This is a genomic window from Sphingorhabdus sp., from assembly GCF_029865925.1.
In the GTDB taxonomy this organism is placed as follows: Bacteria; Pseudomonadota; Alphaproteobacteria; order Sphingomonadales; family Sphingomonadaceae; genus Sphingorhabdus_B.
Genome location: NZ_JARXAI010000078.1, coordinates 21,354 through 36,865, shown reverse-complemented (window position 1 = coordinate 36,865; position 15,512 = coordinate 21,354). Strand labels below are relative to the sequence as shown.

The window sequence follows — 15,512 nt, the reverse complement described above, 5'->3', positions numbered from 1 at the left end:
AAATATCGCTAACACCTAAATGGGTTTAGGCCGCTTTTCCGCCAATTTTCTGCACCCGTGCGACCACCTCGTCACGAATAGAAGGGGTAACAAATTTCCCGATTTCACCGCCGTAAATCGCAATTTCCTTCACCAACCGCGATGCAATAGGCTGAAGCGATACATCCGCCATTAAAAACAGCGTCTCGACGCTGTCATTCAGTTGCCGGTTCATGCCCGTGAGTTGATATTCATATTCGAAGTCCGTTACCCCGCGAATACCGCGAATGACGGTGCTTGCACCGTGCGCCTCGGCAAAATCCATAAGCAACGAGTTGAACCCGACAACCCGAATATGGGCAGAACCAATGCTCGCGACCTCACGTTCGACCATCGCAATCCGTTCATCGTCGGAAAACATGGGCGATTTGGCGGCGTTCGTTGTCACGCCAATGATAAGCTCATCAACTAACTTCGCGCCGCGCCGGATAATGTCCATATGCCCCAAAGTGATCGGGTCAAAAGTGCCGGGGTAAACGCCAATCCGGTGAGTCATTTAACGATCCCTTTCGGTGATATAGTTTGCGATAGCGCGCAATAAATTGGCTTCGCTGCCATAGCAGGATAAATGTTCATTGGCCTGAGCGACGAGCATTTCTGCCTGCTGTTTCGCGCGCTCCAGGCCCATCAATAATATAAACGTCCCTTTGCCCGCATCCGCATCTTTTTGAAGGGCTTTTCCGGCGAGTTCAGGATCGCCTTCGACATCCAAGATGTCATCGGCAATCTGGAAAGCGAGACCAATGTCACGCGCATAGCCCCGCAAATGTGTTCGGCCCTCTGGTGGGATATGCCCTAAAATCGCGCCCATCTCTACACTGGCCGCAATCAGCGCGCCTGTTTTAAGGGCTTGCAGGCGCATGACGGTCTGCAGGTCGAAAGTGGCCTTTTCCGCCTCAATATCCATCATCTGGCCGCCCGCCATCCCTTCGGGGCCGCTGGCCAGTGCAAGCGTCGATACCAGTTCGCCGCGAACAAATGGGTCGGGATGCGTCTGCGGGCTTGCCAATATTTCGAACGCCAAAGCATGGAGGGAGTCGCCAGCCAGAACAGCTGTCGCGTCATCGAACGCGCGGTGCACAGTTGGCTTGCCACGCCGCATATCGTCGTCATCCATGCAAGGCAAGTCGTCATGCACGAGCGAGTATACATGGATGGCCTCAACAGCCGTTCCAACGCGCACTGCGACCGCACGATCAACATGAAACAAAGCAGCCGTCGCGGTGACCAGCAACGGGCGAAGCCGCTTGCCTCCGCCTATCGCCGCGTGTCGCATGGCGGCATATAGGCGGTCCCGCGCGTCACCTGGCAATTTGAGAAGGGCGCCGAATTCTTGGTCTATGTCTGCCGCAATTTGCGTCAGCGAGTCGTTCAGTAAAGAAGGGGATGAAGCGAGGGACATAACGCTCATCCAGCGTCAAAAGGCGCAGTGCCTGTGGGTGATCCATCAGGTCCAAGAGCAATCGCTTCAATACGCGCCTTCGCGGTATCGAGCCGCTGTTGGCACAAAGCACGCAACGCATTCCCGCGTTCGTATAAAGCGATGGATTCATCCAGCGGCGCTTCGCCGCTTTCCAGCTTATGCACTATGTCTTCGAGCGCGCGCAGCGCTTGTTCGAAATTCATGTCTGCTATGTCTTGGGTCATCACACTGCAATGCCGCCCGTCGCCGGTTGGGTCAAGTGCTTCGCTCTATCGAACTGTGAGTCTCTTTGCTCTTAAACTGCTTCACAACGACGGCTTCCCCGCCGAGACGGCATCTGCCGGCCCCCTTTTATACGCCGGACTCGAGCAGCCAATCGTGGAAAATCTTTACGGCGCGTTGTTTAAGGGCCCGGGGACGGCATACGAAATAATAGCTATAAGGGCTTTCAACTTCCGCACTGAACAGGCGCGTCAGGCGCGGGTCACGGGCATCCGAAAACTGGCTCCCGTGCATGATAGCAACGCCAAGACCGTTCGCTGCTGCTTCAAGCATAAGCGCGCCACTATCTAGGCTATCCACGGCTGCGGGCTTCAACTTGGGCACGCCCATTGCCTGCCGCCAGGCATCAAAAATCATCGGCATATCGCTATGAACCATGACTGTGTATTTGGCGAGATCTTCGGGTTTTTCGACTTTATGCTCCTTGGCCCATACCTCGGAAGCGATAGCGTAGACCAGATTACGGTCAAGCCGGACGCTGTACAATTTGGGATCGACTTCAGCCGCAATGATAATGGCCGCGTCAACGACATCGCCGAGTAAGTTTTCGGCATGCCCAGATGTGTCGACATCAATATGCAGCTTGGGAAACGCCTTGCGCAATTCGGGTAAGCGCGGGATCAGTCGCTGCGACCCAAACAGGGGCAAAAGGCCAAGGCGCAGGCGGTATTCGCCGCCACGGCCTGCCAGTTCGTCGACAGCCTCGGCCATCGCGTCCATAGCGGGTTCTACGGCTGCGAGCAGGGCCTCACCGTCGGCATTGATGACCATCGCTTGTGCGCGGCGGTCAAACAGTGATTTGCCAATGAAGTCTTCAAGTGCCTTTATTCGGCGGCTTAAAGCAGGTGGAGACAAAGCCAGTTCACTTGCGGCTGCCTTTGCTGATCCAAGTTTCGCAACACGCAAAAAGGCTTCGAGCGAACGTAAGGGCGGCAGTCTGCGCATTATCATCTCCTCATTTTGTCGCACTGCAACAAAAAATTTCTGATTTCGCTATCGTACAAATACCGCGAAATTCAGTCTAAACTTATAAATTGTAGTTGCATCATTTGCAACAGACATTGCACTGTTCGCACTTGCACAATAAATAAAATGTCGCCAAACCGAATGAGCCTTTTAGGCACCCTCTCCTAAAAACTTTTTCAGGGTCGACTTCGGTCGGCCCTTTTTTTGTCCAAAATCTGGGTGGTAAGCCCTAATCTTCGCAATAGCTTCCAAAGCCCGCTGCAGGTCAGGCCCAGGGTGTGGACCTTGCCCCCATCAGAATAATAAGGCCGGTGCCTGATTTAAACCATGATATCTAAATATCAGGCATGGCCAATGCCCGCCGTCCCCAAATGATCAAGAATAGCAAAGACGCCGAGATCAGGATGAATGTTGCCGGTTCCCAATAATTGAACAATGCAACCCCGACCGCTGGCGCGAATATATAGGCTGCGCCGTTTATCGAGGCAATTTTGCCAGCGACATCGCCTTGCTCATACCGTCGTACAGCTAAGGAAGCCCCGGCGGTAAAGCCCGGACGGAACAGCCCGAATCCAAGCGAGGCAATCGCAAAGCCTGTGCTGATGCTATAAAAGTCTTGGCTAATCCCCGTCAAAACAATGCCAACCAGCGCAAGTATAGCGCCCAGTAATACTGAGCTTCGCGCAGCAAGGGACAACATAGGGATGAGACCCCATTGCGCCAGCAGGGTTGCCATTGCACCTATCAGCATAACCGATCCGCTGGCCTGCACTGCCTCCCATGGACGGTCATGCAGGCCAAGACGGTCGCGCACGAGAAAACCGACAACGCCAAGCATGATGGCCTGCGCATGGCCCCCAACGAGCCCGGCGATCAGCCAAGGAGCCATTCTGCCGTCGCGCCATGGCAATCGGACCTCTTTAACGTGCGATGGCGTTCCCAAGGCCTCCCCTTTAACATCTTCGGAATCTGGCGCATTAATCGATGCCGAGCTGGGATAGTCTGCGATATCCCCACGTGCTTCAAACCGCGGCGTATCGTTCGGCAGTTGAACATGCAAAGCGATCAGTACGCCGATCCCAAACGCCGCAAACACGATCAGCGGCCCGGCAAGACCAAAGGGCGGGAAGAGAAAATAATGCGCTGTGGCAGGGCCGATGACGGTGCCAACACCGAAGGACGATGCAAGCATCGACAAGGCCTTGGTGCGCTCTGCACGCTCTGTTCGTGCGGCAACATAAGCCTGCACTGCGGGGGGCGCAGCGGAGCCAAATCCACCGTATAGGCTTCGGAATAACGCAAAGAGGATGAAGGTAACAACTGGCCCGATCACTCCGGCAAGACCAAGCCACAGCACCAGTCCGCACATCCCCATTGAGGCGACGAAGCCGATGATGCCAATGCTCATCAATTGCTTGCGGCCCCGGCGGTCCGATAGGCGCGCCCATTTTGGTGCCGTTATGACCCATAACAGAGCCGACCAGCTGAACGCCAGACTGACCCATACATCGGGCATGTCCAGCTCACTGGCGATGGCGGGGAGTGCAGATTGCATGGCGGTGTTACCCGCCGCAGCGACAAGCATCACGAGGAACAGCACGACGACGCGGCTGTTAGGGATTGCTGGAACTGTACTCATGCCTTTTTCCAATCGTAGCTGCGCGTAACTTGAGCCACGTGCAGGCTGTAATCACTGTACCAACGGTCGCGGCCAGCATCGCGGATCGCGGCATGCTCTGGATGGTCGCGCCATGCCTGCGCACTCGCTTCGTCCGTCCAATAGCTTATGGTTATGCCAAGTCCATCTGATCCGCGCACCGTATCCATGCCCACATAGCCCACTTGCTGCGCGGCTAGTTCATTCATCATTGTTGCGGCGCGCGCATAACCGTCGGCGTCCAGCCCGGTGCGCTGTGCCACAAAAATAACCGATATGATGCCACAGCTTAGCTTTGCCATGACGGCGGCATAAGACTGATATGTCATGCAATGCAAGCTGGGTGGAACAGATAGTTGCTTTACGCAGTTGTATGCGTGGCATCATTTTACGCGTATGTCAGTTTCGTGACAACCTCCCCCGGACCCATCATATGACATCCTTGAGCTTGACTAAAACGACAATGCTCGACCGCATTAAGAACCGCACCAACCGCTTTTTTGGTCCATGGGGTATTTTCTTTAAAGGGTTTATCAAACATCCGGTGATGGTCGGATCGATCATACCGTCATCGTCGCTGACGGTAAAAAAGATGCTCGCGCCTGTTGATTGGGACCATACCAAATTGTTTGTGGAATATGGTCCAGGTATCGGCACATTCTGCCAGCCTGTGTTGGACCGGATACGCCCCGATGCGACCTTATTGGTCATCTACCTAAACGAAGATTTTATTGCATATCTGCGCCACACCATCCGCTATAGCCGCTTCATTGCGGTGCACGGGTCCGCCGCCGATGTGAATGAGATTATTCAAAGTTTTGGTTTCGCGCACGCCGATTACATATTGTCAGGTCTGCCGTTTTCGACGCTGCCGAACAATCTTGGCCCGGTGATCGCAGCAGAAACGGCGAAGGCCATACGGCCAGGCGGTGCGTTCTTGGTTTATCAATACCGTGCCCGCGCCCGCGACTTCATGGCACCGCATTTCGCCAAAATTGACAAGGGTTTTGAGCTTTGGAATATTCTGCCCTGCCACCTTTTCTGGGGCTGGAAAGAGTGATTATCTGTTGCGGATTAGCCCGAATGTGATCCGCCGGCCAATCGTATAGTCTACCGAATTGACCAGGAAATAGGCGAGAGCAGCCTTAAACCGGCTCCAATAACTGTCCCGTGCTTTCAACAATATCCGAGTTTGTTCTTCTGATTGCGTGACCAGCTCGTCAATTAACTTACGCATATGCAGCGCAAGGCCTCCATCTTTGATGCGCACCACGATTTCTAGATTGATGAACATGCTGCGGACGTCCAAATTGGCCGAACCGATATAGACGGTGTCATCAATGACCATTAGCTTCATGTGGAGCGGGCGCGATTGAAATTCGAATATCCGGGTCTTTCGCCGCATCAGATAGCGATACAGCAAGCGCGCAGCCGCTATCGTCGCATTATTGTCTGTCTTTCCCGCCACGACAAGACGCGACCCTTTATTGTGTTTGGCTGCCTTGGCAAGGCGTCGCAATATGGTTTGTGACGGCGAAAAATAGGCCGACACAATGTCGAATCTTTTGCCAGCCTCAAGCGATCGTTTGAACGTAATCGCCCAAGGCGAAATGCGGTTTGTCGGCCCACCCAAAAGCCATTGTACTTGGCCGATGCCGGGACGCCATTGGTGGATGATATTGCGGATGCTGCGGTATCGTACTTTCCCATTGTTGGAGGCACGCGCCAAATCTTCGAAATAATCGCTTAGTTTCTGCGCTTGGACCCCCGATAAGATTACGCCGAGATCTTCCCAGCTATTGTCCCCGGCCCGACCAAAATAATCGTCTGTAATGTTGAAGCCGCCGACCAGCGCATGCGCGCTGTCAGCGATCAAGATTTTCTGGTGGTTACGGATGATGTAGCCAAGCCCTTTACGCGTACTAAAGCAGTGATAGCAGCCGCCGGCTTCAACCAATGCATCGAAGAAACGGTCGCTTACATTCCCCGATCCGAAACTGTCGATGATCAGCTGGACGTGCACTCCATTGTTTGCGGCAGCCACCAACGCGTCACGCACCTCACGGCCAGTGGCATCATCGCCAAACATATAGAAAAACATCTGGATAGATTTTTTAGCGCGGGCGATGAGCCCCAATACTGCGTCCAGCCTATCTTGCGGCAAATGAACCACATGCAAATCGTGGCCCGCAATGTAAAAGTGCGTTCCGGGAAAGTCGGGCCTGCCTGATTGCACTGTCATATGCCCATGTTACTGCTTTGCGCAGCATGCCGCAAGCGACCCGCCCTTTTCATTGACATTTTGGCCCGTTATCTCTAGGCCCGAGCAACTTCCCGAAATTTACGAAGAATCAGGAGCCAAGATGGCACGCGTTACTGTTGAAGATTGCATCGACAAGATCACCAACCGGTTTGACCTTGTATTACTTGCCGCCGAACGTGCGCGGGAAATCTCTGGTGGCGCTGAACTGACCGTTGACCGCGACCGTGATAAAAACCCAGTCGTTGCGTTGCGTGAAATCGCCGAAGAGACTGTCCGTCCCGACCAGCTGAAGGAAGGCCTCGTGCAGTCGCTGCAGAAGGTCCAAGTGGATGAGGACGAAGAAGCAGATGCAGTCGGCTCAATTAGCCTGTCTGCCGAAGCACTTCGCCTGACGGCTGCTGCCCCGGCGCGCGGTGCAGGTATGCAGCGCGATTACGATCGGTAATTTGCACTTAAATCTATTTGAAAAGAAGGCCCGGCTTGCCCGGGCCTTTTCTTTTGGCTTTCTGGGTCGGCGCTAAAAACGAGCGGTCATACAAAAAGCTCAGCGTATAGCCCGACACAGGTTCCATATGTGCGGTGCTGTTTTTCTGGCGGTGTGGCGGCCCATCCCTATTGCGTTTAAGTTAACAGGGAAAACGGCGGATGACTATTTCGCGCCATGCATCGCGAACCGATTGTATTTGTCTGCGCTCTTTGCGAATACGACTGAATTCGCTGATAAATTGATCTGCAGTCAGGCGATATTTTTTTGGGCTCGCATAATAAAGGGGCGCCGATTGTTCTGGCGACATCATTCTCAGCCTTGACCGCTTTTGCGGCGGCCTCGAATACCCTCATCATTGGCTTCAGATCCTTCGCAAAGACGGCACCCATACCCTTTTTCTTCAAAGCAACCGCTTTAATAAAAAAGGTTTCTGCATCCATAGCATTTGCAGGGATTGCAGCTAGCAACACGCCGATTGCTAATAGCAACGCGAATTTCATATTGGTGACCTCAACTCTCTCACCCCGAAGGTTAAAGAGTTGAGGCCGCGAATGATAGCCGGAAATTAAGCGCCTTGGGGCGTCGCGCCTCCAACTGGCGTGGACTTGCCCCGTCCTGCCTTAGGTATCGCTGTACCAACTGTCGGGATAGACGAAGGCTTGATGACCTTGCCGTCATCCCGCTCAAATTTACCTGTTTCTAACAACTGGTTAATCTCTTCGCCGGAGAGCGTTTCGAACTCAAGCAACGCATTGGCCAGCAGGTGCAATTGATTGTTATGTTCGGTCAAAAGGTCGGTAGCACGCTTATGACCGCCCTCGACCAGCTTACGGATTTCTGCATCAATCTTCTGTGCGGTTTCGTCAGACATGGCCGAACGTTGCGACATGCCATAACCGAGATAGCCTTCCTGACGCTCTTCATATTGTAGGGGGCCCATGGCGTCCGACATGCCCCATTGCGTGACCATGTCGCGCGCAAGGCTCGTTGCATATTGAATGTCGCTTGATGCGCCCGAGCTGACCTTATCATACCCAAAGATCAGTTCTTCCGCCACGCGGCCACCCATCGATACAGACAGGTTGGCGTGCATTTTGTCGCGGTGGTAGCTGTAGTTATCGCGCTCTGGCAGACGCATGACCATACCCAAGGCGCGACCACGTGGAATGATAGTTGCCTTGTGTATTGGGTCAGATGCGACCTCGTGTATCGAGACGATTGCATGGCCGGCCTCATGATAGGCCGTCATCTTCTTCTCGTCTTCGGTCATGACCATGGACTTACGCTCGGTGCCCATCATTACCTTGTCTTTGGCATCCTCAAACTCTTGCATGGCGACCAAGCGTTTGCCGCGACGTGCGGCAAGCAACGCCGCCTCATTCACAAGGTTTGCAAGGTCAGCGCCCGAAAAACCTGGGGTTCCGCGTGCGATCACGCGCCCATCGACGTCGGGAGCCAATGGTACCTTCCTCATGTGCACTTCGAGGATCTTAACGCGGCCATCTATGTCAGGGCGCGGAACAACAACTTGACGGTCAAAACGGCCGGGACGCAACAAGGCTGGGTCAAGGACGTCGGGACGGTTGGTGGCAGCAACGATGATGATGCCTTCATTGGCTTCAAAACCGTCCATTTCGACCAGCAATTGGTTCAACGTTTGTTCGCGCTCGTCATTTTGGTTACCAAGGCCTGCGCCACGGCTGCGGCCTACGGCATCGATTTCGTCTATGAAGACAATGCATGGCGCATTTTTCTTCGCCTGTCCAAACATGTCGCGCACGCGGCTTGCGCCAACGCCTACGAACATTTCAACGAAGTCAGAGCCCGAGATTGAGAAGAACGGAACGCCAGCCTCACCTGCAATAGCACGCGCCAGCAAAGTCTTACCTGTACCCGGTGAACCAACGAGCAATGCGCCCTTTGGAATCTTACCACCGAGGCGGCTAAACTTTTGCGGGTCTTTCAGAAATTCTACGATTTCCTGCAGTTCATCGCGGGCCTCATCAATACCGGCAACATCGTCAAAGGTAACCTTGCCATGCTTTTCAGTAAGCAATTTCGCTTTCGACTTACCAAAGCCCATTGCCCCGCCAGCGCCGCCACCCTTTTGCATCTGGCGCAGAACGAAGAATGCGATGCCCAAGATCAGCAGGAACGGAAGCGCCTGATAAATCAACAACAGCAAGAGGCTTGGTTGTTCCTCTGCCTTCGCCTCTACGACCACACCCTTTTCATCAAGCAGGGGGTACAGGCTCGTGTCATTGGGAATCGGAACAGTGACGAAAGTTTCGTCATTTTGAAGCTTGCCGGTAATCCGCTCCGGCGCAATGGCAACGGACTTAACTTCACCTGCCTCAACTTTGTCGCGGAAAGACGAATAGGTGATGCCATTGGTTGGCGCCGAGGAGCCGCTGAATATCGAGGCAACAAGCAAAAGCGCCACAATGATCGCTGACCAGATAGCCATATTGCGGAGCATCGGGTTGCCTTTTGGTTCTTGTTCGTCGTTCATCATCACTGCCTTGATTAGCGCCCGCACAAAATGCGCGGGAATACAAAGCTAATGTAGGCGCGAATATGTGAATGACAATATAGGGATTGGCAAATTTCTAGTCTGTAGATGTTTACGTTCGCCGCGGGCGCGCGATAGAAAACTGCCACTGTTTTCCGCCCGTGCATTTGACGTTGCCTATTGTTGCGGTGCGCATGTCGGTGAGGGCAATCAGCAATCGGTCGATAGCGTCGCCACGTGGCGTAATGTCGGGGTCTAACGCCTCAAGGCAGCGCAATAAAAGACGCCTTCTCAAAGCATTCGGTAGGTCTTGCGCGTCGCAAAAAACCATGCCGGCTTCGCGTGTAATTCTGTGTTCCGCAAGCTCGCCCGTCATCCAGGTCAGGGCGTCGGCTGCTTCGGCCAAAGCGGCTGCGGTGCGTCCCGCCCGGTCGGTACGAAAGGGATGTGCCGTGCTGGCCAGCCAGTTCCGCATGGCGACGCGGTCAAAGGCTGCGTTGGCGTTGCTAGGATCATCGACTGTCTGCACAGCAGCATGTGCGCAGATGTCGATGAGCTCAGCCTTGCTAAAATCTAAAAGTGGACGGACAACGCGACCATTGCGGGCCCGAATGGCGGATAATCCGTCGACGCCGCTGCCTCTTGCCAGCCGCATCAACAGGGTTTCCAATTGATCATCCGCATGGTGTGCGGTGGCGATATATTTGCAGTTTTCCGCATCAGCGGCGCGTTCCAACAACGCATAACGCGCCACCCGCGCCGATGATTGGATATTGCCACTTATGGCGGCATTTGGTGTCAGAATGACATGTGGAACGCCCAAAGCCTCGCAAACGCTGTGGACATATCGCGCCTCATCCGCTGCCTCTGGCCGTAGTCGATGATCAACTGTTGCAGCCACCAATTTTCCAGGCAACACCGCCTGCGCCAGCAAAAGCAAGGCCAAGCTGTCCGGTCCACCAGAAACGGCGCAGAGCAGCCTGTCTCCCTCGGCAACCTGCACAGTGCCTAAGGCACTTCTAAACCGGTCAAGAATGACTGGGTCGAGGGTTACTTGCACTTCGCCCGTGTTTTGCCCGCCGCGATGCGTTCTACCAGCCGACTGGTGACAGCATCAGGATAAGCCCTTTCCAGTTCGCCAAAGGCTTCACAGGCTTCGGCTGTTTTGCCGAGATCCGTCAACGCAGAGCCAAGGAAAAACAGACTGTCGGGTGCGCGGTCGCCGCGTGGCTCGGTCTTGTAATTGTCGTAGAATACCTTGACAGCAGTCGCCGGTTTTTTGTCATCCAACCATGCCCGCCCTAACAAATTGCGCGCATAGCTGGCGCGCTTGTGTTTCGGAAATTTGGTTAATGTTTCTTCCAGGGTCGCTTGCGATTCAGGATAGAATTTGGCTTCCCACAATCTGTATCCATAGGTGTAGCCGTCCTCGAACACATCGCCTGTGGCGGGGCGTTCTACGGCAGCAACCGCAGCGATGCGCGCTGGATTTGGCTTAGCGGTCAAAGCGGGTCTGCCCGTTGCAACAACTGGCTTGGGTTTTGGTAGCGTGACGACGGCAGGGGCTGGCGCAGTCACGGGCACAACGGCTTCAGCCGGTGCTGCTTGCGCTGCCAATTGCGTTTCGATAGCTTTCAACCTGCTCTCAAGTCCACGCATACCATTGCCTTGCAACTCTACTTGCCCGGTCAAGGTTGCTAGTTGTGCCTCAAGTGCGTCGACCCGTGCAGTTAAATCAGCAGTGGCGCTTGTGGAACTTGTGGTTGGCGCGGGTGCAGTTTGCGAAGGGATTTCAGGCTCGACAAATTTACCGGCGCCATTTGGGAAGACCTGACGCTGCACAGCGCGCATTTCTTTCTCGAGCTTGCCGACGCGCCCATCGATGTTTGCGTCTTGCGCAAATATAGGCGTGCTGAGTGCCAATGTTACGCTGCTGATGATGGCGAACCGATAATTCATTGTGTTACTTCCATTTACCAAACATCAGTACCTGATAGCTTACTGGAACTCTGCAATAAAGGCCCATCGCTTAATTTCGGAGTAACCAACTTCAAATTTTTCGGAGTTTTGGCTTCTACGACTAAATTCAGGGGTCCGATGGGGCCGGGATTGATGCACGGGCAAGTAGATCGTATGCACTTATACCAATGTCGGCGATGGTTTTATCGGGTGCGCCAAGCTGCGGCACTGCTTTCCCGCCAACGGTGATGTCCAGCAGCTGCGGACGTCCCGTCACGATCATTGGCTTGTTGGCATCCTGAGGAACAGTGAAACTGTCGCCTTTTACCATTTCTTTTTCAAAAAGCCGAGTTTGGTCTGCATCGTAGATTTTAACCCACACATTTCCTGTCGCGGTCAAAACCACAGCGCCGTTGCGGCTGGTCCCCGCAGGCTTCGGCTGAGCCACGGTTTGCCGCGCGACCGGCTGAGGCGCAGTCACAGCCTGCGTTAAGGTCGCGCTTCTGAATACCAGATAAGCAGCCAGAACAACGGCCGCAATTGCAGCGGCAGTCCATGCTAATGTTTTGGATGGGACGCGTGCAGGGTCCGCCGGTTCGTAATTTTGAAGTGGCGCTTGATACCCCTGATGCCCGCTGCGGGACAATTCGGCGCGCAAGGCGTTGACTGTCGCGATCTCGTCAAGGTCCACGGCGCGGGCATATGACCGCACGAAACCAATTGTATATGTTTGACCGGGCAGCGCGCCGAATTGAGATTGTTCAATAGACTCCAAATGACGCATGGGCACACGCGTCTTTGCCGCAACGCTGGAAAGGGTCATGCCTAACTGTTCGCGGGCAGACTTAAGGAGTTCGCCGACCGTTTTTGGAACAGCTTCGACAGGGGGGATTTCGTCTACTGCATTCTCCACGACCTAATTCCCCACCTTTGCCCGCAGTCATGCAGATAATGGGCATCCTGCGCATAATGTCAACGTTGATTGCGGAAACTCATCATTCAAAATCAATTGGTTCAGCCTATTTCAATACCTTGACTATTTGCCCAAGCTGCTAGCGATTCGCGCAGGTTTTCGGTGGGAGCATTCAGCAAATCGTCCATCTTCGCCCGAATGTCCGAATGGTTGGTAGAGCGTATCATTGCTTTGATTGGGCCAACCGCAGCAGGCGTGATCGACAAACGATGAATACCAACCCCGATTAGGGCAAGTGCCTCAAGTGTTCGCCCGCCCATTTCCCCGCATACGGCGACATCAACGTCATGGCCCTCCGTCGCTTTGACGACCCGTCGGATAAAACGCAGAATAGCAGGGCTCAACCAATCATAACGTTCGGCCAATCGGGGATCGGCGCGATCTGCGGCAAACAGAAACTGGGTTAGATCATTTGTGCCAATCGACAGAAAGTTGATCTTCGGCAGCAAGATATCCAAAGTCTCCGCCAGCGCCGGCACTTCAAGCATTGCGCCGTATCGGATTTTGTTGGGCAACAGTTTCTTTTGTTTGCTTAGAAACGCAATCTGTCCATCGAAAATAGCCTTAGCCGCATCGAATTCCCAAGGTTCGGACACCATTGGAAACATGACATTCAGTGTGCGACCAGCTGCGGCCTCGATCAAGGCGCGTGCCTGTGCCTTCATTAAACCGGCGTGATCAAGCGACAGGCGCAGCGCGCGCCAGCCAAGCGCCGGATTTTCCTCTTCGCTCGCCTCATCTTTAAGATACGGCAGCACCTTGTCGCCGCCGATATCCAGTGTGCGAAAAATAACGGGTTTGTCGCCAGCCGCGTCCAACACATCGCGATAGAAACGCTGCTGTCGTTCACGTTGGGGCAGCGTGGCGGAGATCAGGAACTGGAACTCTGTCCTAAACAAGCCAACGCCTTCGGCCCCCGTTGTCGCCAAAGCTGCCATGTCATCGCGTAAGCCAGCGTTGATCATTAAAGTAACCTGCACGCCGTCGGTGGTGACCGATGCCGCGTCCCGCATCGAAGCATAACGCGCTTTTTTCTTTTGCCGATCAATCAGGTCGTGCTGGAAAATCTCTTCGGCAGCAGAAGATGGTCGTACAATTACGCTTTTGTCATCCGCGTTCAGCAAAAGCATGTCGCCGTCGCGCACTTTATGGCGAATGCCTCGCACTCGGCCAAGAACAGGAATGCCCATTGCCCGGGCAACGATTACCACATGGGCCGTGAGTGAGCCTTCTTCGAGAACCACCCCGCGCAGCCGCCGTTTGTCATATTCGAGCAATTCTGCTGGCCCCAGATTGCGCGCAATCAGGATCGAGTCTCTTTTCAAACCAAGCTGCGCCGCAGTGCTCATCTGGCCAGACACGATGCGGAGCAATCTGTTGGAAAGATCCTCTAGGTCATGCATGCGATCCGCAAGCAGCGGATCATCAATCTGACGCATGCGCATGCGGGTGCGTTGCTGAACGCGTTCAATGGCTGCTTCGGCAGTTAGGCCACTGTCGATTGCCTCGTTAATCCGGCGGCTCCAGCCCTCGTCATACGCAAACATCTTGTACGTAGCGATGACCTCTTCATGCTCGCCACCCGTCCCGAAATCAATTTGGCTCGCAATGCGGTCAATTTGTTCACGCATTTTGTCAAAGGCTGAATATACGCGCTGCCGCTCTGCCTCAATGTCTTCGGCAACGGTGTGTTCAATGCGCACATTGGGCTGATGGAAAATCGCAACGCCAGCGGCTGCGCCCTTAACAAGTGGCAGGCCAGTGAGACTAACGGTACCAGTCTCGTTGCCGCCACGTGCGCTTGGTTCGTCAATTAAGTCAGCATTTGCGATCAGCTCAGACAGGACCATTGCGACGGTCTGCAACGCCTCAATTTCGATTTCCTCATATTTGCGCGGCTCGACATGTTGAACCGCGAGCACGCCCACCGCACTTTCGGAACGGACAATTGGGACACCTGCAAAGCTGTGAAAACGCTCTTCGCCGGTTTCGGGCACATACCGAAAATTGGGATGTGCCGCCGCTTCATCAAGGTTTAGCGTTTCGACATTTTCGGCAATAGTGCCGACAAGACCTTCGCCCAGCCCCAAACGGGTAATGTGAACGGCTGCTTGATTGAGCCCGCGCGTAGCGAACAACTCAAGCGCGCCATCCCGCAACAAATAAATCGAACATACCTCGCTAGAGAGCGCCTCACCAATAATATTGACGACATGGTTCAGCTTTCCCTGTGCATGGTTCTTTGAGGCCATCACCTCGTGAAGACCAGTCAGGATGTTACGGGCAGAACGGGTAGCGCTTTCCATAAGCTGCACTTAGCAGAGACCTTAAAGGCAAGCGATACCCTGCATGAAATTATTCGTAGTCAGCCAGTTAAGGCAGAATCATGCATAAGCACATCTTTAAGATGTAATTTCTGCTTTTTCAGATTGAGAATAATTTTGCTGTCGGGAGACGGTCTGCTCTCTTCACGCTCTAGTTTTTGTTCGAGTGCGGCATGCTTGTTACGAAGCGCGGACAGATGATTATTATTCACATCATTCTCCTTCGGTATGAGAATCGGCAATCTGCAGGAACGAGTAAATCATGAAACCAAACACGAGTCTTGCCCAAAATGATCGTTCTGGCCCGCTACAAAACCAACTCTCGCCAAACTACCCGTTTTTTAACGATGACTTGTTTGCTGCACTCTGTTTAGTATGGCGCATGAACGATGACGGTTATCTTCAGCAGCTTGAACAATTGAAGATTGAACACCGGGATCTCGACGATGCCATCCGGGCACTCACTGCGCAAACCTTGGTCGACCAACTTCAGATCGCCCGACTTAAAAAGAAAAAACTGATATTGAAAGACCGCATCATGAGCCTTGAAGACCAGTTGGTGCCCGACATTCTTGCTTAGGCCGCTGGCTGCGTGGTTACTAAATCGGAAGGCGCTGCGTGCAGGCG

Annotated in this window: 17 protein-coding genes; 3 read left to right on the top strand and 14 right to left on the bottom strand. The window is 53.9% G+C overall.

What is annotated here, in order from left to right; all coding sequences use genetic code 11:
• Positions 1-25: 25 nt before the first annotated feature.
• From coaD to QE270_RS07965, 6 genes are all read right to left on the bottom strand, one after another.
• Entirely contained in the window at positions 26-535 is a 510-nt protein-coding gene (gene coaD / locus QE270_RS07990) for a pantetheine-phosphate adenylyltransferase (RefSeq protein ID WP_300037740.1), read from the bottom strand.
• Positions 536-1,441: a polyprenyl synthetase family protein gene (locus QE270_RS07985; RefSeq protein ID WP_300037791.1), complete on the bottom strand. Its 906-nt coding sequence runs from the start codon at positions 1,439-1,441 to the stop codon at positions 536-538. It abuts the gene before it with no gap.
• Positions 1,442-1,446: 5 nt separating this feature from the next.
• Positions 1,447-1,686 carry an exodeoxyribonuclease VII small subunit gene (locus QE270_RS07980; RefSeq protein ID WP_300037737.1) on the bottom strand — a complete coding sequence of 80 codons (240 nt, stop codon included), beginning with the start codon at positions 1,684-1,686 and terminating at the stop codon, positions 1,447-1,449.
• A 127-nt stretch (positions 1,687-1,813) separates the two neighbouring features.
• Positions 1,814-2,689 (bottom strand): LysR substrate-binding domain-containing protein, encoded by an 876-nt coding sequence (locus tag QE270_RS07975; RefSeq protein WP_300037734.1) that lies wholly within the window; start codon positions 2,687-2,689, stop codon positions 1,814-1,816.
• 355 nt (positions 2,690-3,044) lie between these two features.
• Positions 3,045-4,349, bottom strand: a complete 1,305-nt coding sequence (locus tag QE270_RS07970) for an MFS transporter (RefSeq protein WP_300037731.1) — start codon at positions 4,347-4,349, stop codon at positions 3,045-3,047.
• Positions 4,346-4,696, bottom strand: coding sequence for an antibiotic biosynthesis monooxygenase (locus tag QE270_RS07965; protein ID WP_300037728.1), 351 nt, complete (start codon positions 4,694-4,696; stop codon positions 4,346-4,348). Before QE270_RS07965 ends, QE270_RS07970 begins: the two co-directional genes overlap by 4 nt.
• A gap of 134 nt (positions 4,697-4,830) precedes the next feature.
• Here QE270_RS07965 and QE270_RS07960 point away from each other — a divergent pair, with 134 nt between their 5' ends.
• Positions 4,831-5,427: a methyltransferase gene (locus tag QE270_RS07960; RefSeq protein ID WP_300037725.1), complete on the top strand. Its 597-nt coding sequence runs from the start codon at positions 4,831-4,833 to the stop codon at positions 5,425-5,427.
• Here QE270_RS07960 and QE270_RS07955 read toward each other — a convergent pair whose 3' ends face one another.
• Complete coding sequence (locus tag QE270_RS07955) at positions 5,428-6,609, bottom strand: phosphatidylserine/phosphatidylglycerophosphate/cardiolipin synthase family protein (protein ID WP_300037722.1); 1,182 nt, start codon at positions 6,607-6,609, stop codon at positions 5,428-5,430.
• A gap of 121 nt (positions 6,610-6,730) precedes the next feature.
• Here QE270_RS07955 and rpoZ point away from each other — a divergent pair, with 121 nt between their 5' ends.
• Entirely contained in the window at positions 6,731-7,075 is a 345-nt protein-coding gene (gene rpoZ / locus QE270_RS07950) for a DNA-directed RNA polymerase subunit omega (protein ID WP_300037789.1), read from the top strand.
• 176 nt (positions 7,076-7,251) lie between these two features.
• Here rpoZ and QE270_RS07945 read toward each other — a convergent pair whose 3' ends face one another.
• The 7 genes from QE270_RS07945 to QE270_RS07915 all read right to left on the bottom strand — a co-directional run bounded on the left by QE270_RS07945 (position 7,252) and on the right by QE270_RS07915 (position 15,097).
• A complete protein-coding gene (locus QE270_RS07945; protein ID WP_300037719.1) occupies positions 7,252-7,617 on the bottom strand; it encodes a hypothetical protein in 366 nt (121 codons plus the stop codon).
• Positions 7,618-7,682: 65 nt separating this feature from the next.
• A complete protein-coding gene (ftsH, locus tag QE270_RS07940) occupies positions 7,683-9,629 on the bottom strand; it encodes an ATP-dependent zinc metalloprotease FtsH (protein ID WP_300037786.1) in 1,947 nt (648 codons plus the stop codon).
• Between the two features lie 112 nt (positions 9,630-9,741).
• Positions 9,742-10,689 (bottom strand): tRNA lysidine(34) synthetase TilS, encoded by a 948-nt coding sequence (gene tilS, locus QE270_RS07935; protein ID WP_300037716.1) that lies wholly within the window; start codon positions 10,687-10,689, stop codon positions 9,742-9,744.
• Entirely contained in the window at positions 10,680-11,588 is a 909-nt protein-coding gene (locus tag QE270_RS07930; RefSeq protein ID WP_300037714.1) for a tetratricopeptide repeat protein, read from the bottom strand. Before QE270_RS07930 ends, tilS begins: the two co-directional genes overlap by 10 nt.
• A gap of 127 nt (positions 11,589-11,715) precedes the next feature.
• Positions 11,716-12,501 carry a helix-turn-helix domain-containing protein gene (locus QE270_RS07925; protein ID WP_300037711.1) on the bottom strand — a complete coding sequence of 262 codons (786 nt, stop codon included), beginning with the start codon at positions 12,499-12,501 and terminating at the stop codon, positions 11,716-11,718.
• A 101-nt stretch (positions 12,502-12,602) separates the two neighbouring features.
• Positions 12,603-14,867: a phosphoenolpyruvate--protein phosphotransferase gene (gene ptsP / locus QE270_RS07920; protein ID WP_300037709.1), complete on the bottom strand. Its 2,265-nt coding sequence runs from the start codon at positions 14,865-14,867 to the stop codon at positions 12,603-12,605.
• A 59-nt stretch (positions 14,868-14,926) separates the two neighbouring features.
• Positions 14,927-15,097, bottom strand: a complete 171-nt coding sequence (locus tag QE270_RS07915) for a YdcH family protein (RefSeq protein ID WP_300037706.1) — start codon at positions 15,095-15,097, stop codon at positions 14,927-14,929.
• A 170-nt stretch (positions 15,098-15,267) separates the two neighbouring features.
• Between QE270_RS07915 and QE270_RS07910 the strand changes: the two genes are divergently transcribed.
• On the top strand, positions 15,268-15,465 hold the full coding sequence (locus QE270_RS07910; RefSeq protein WP_300037783.1) for a DUF465 domain-containing protein: 198 nt from the start codon (positions 15,268-15,270) through the stop codon (positions 15,463-15,465).
• Positions 15,466-15,512: the final 47 nt, after the last annotated feature.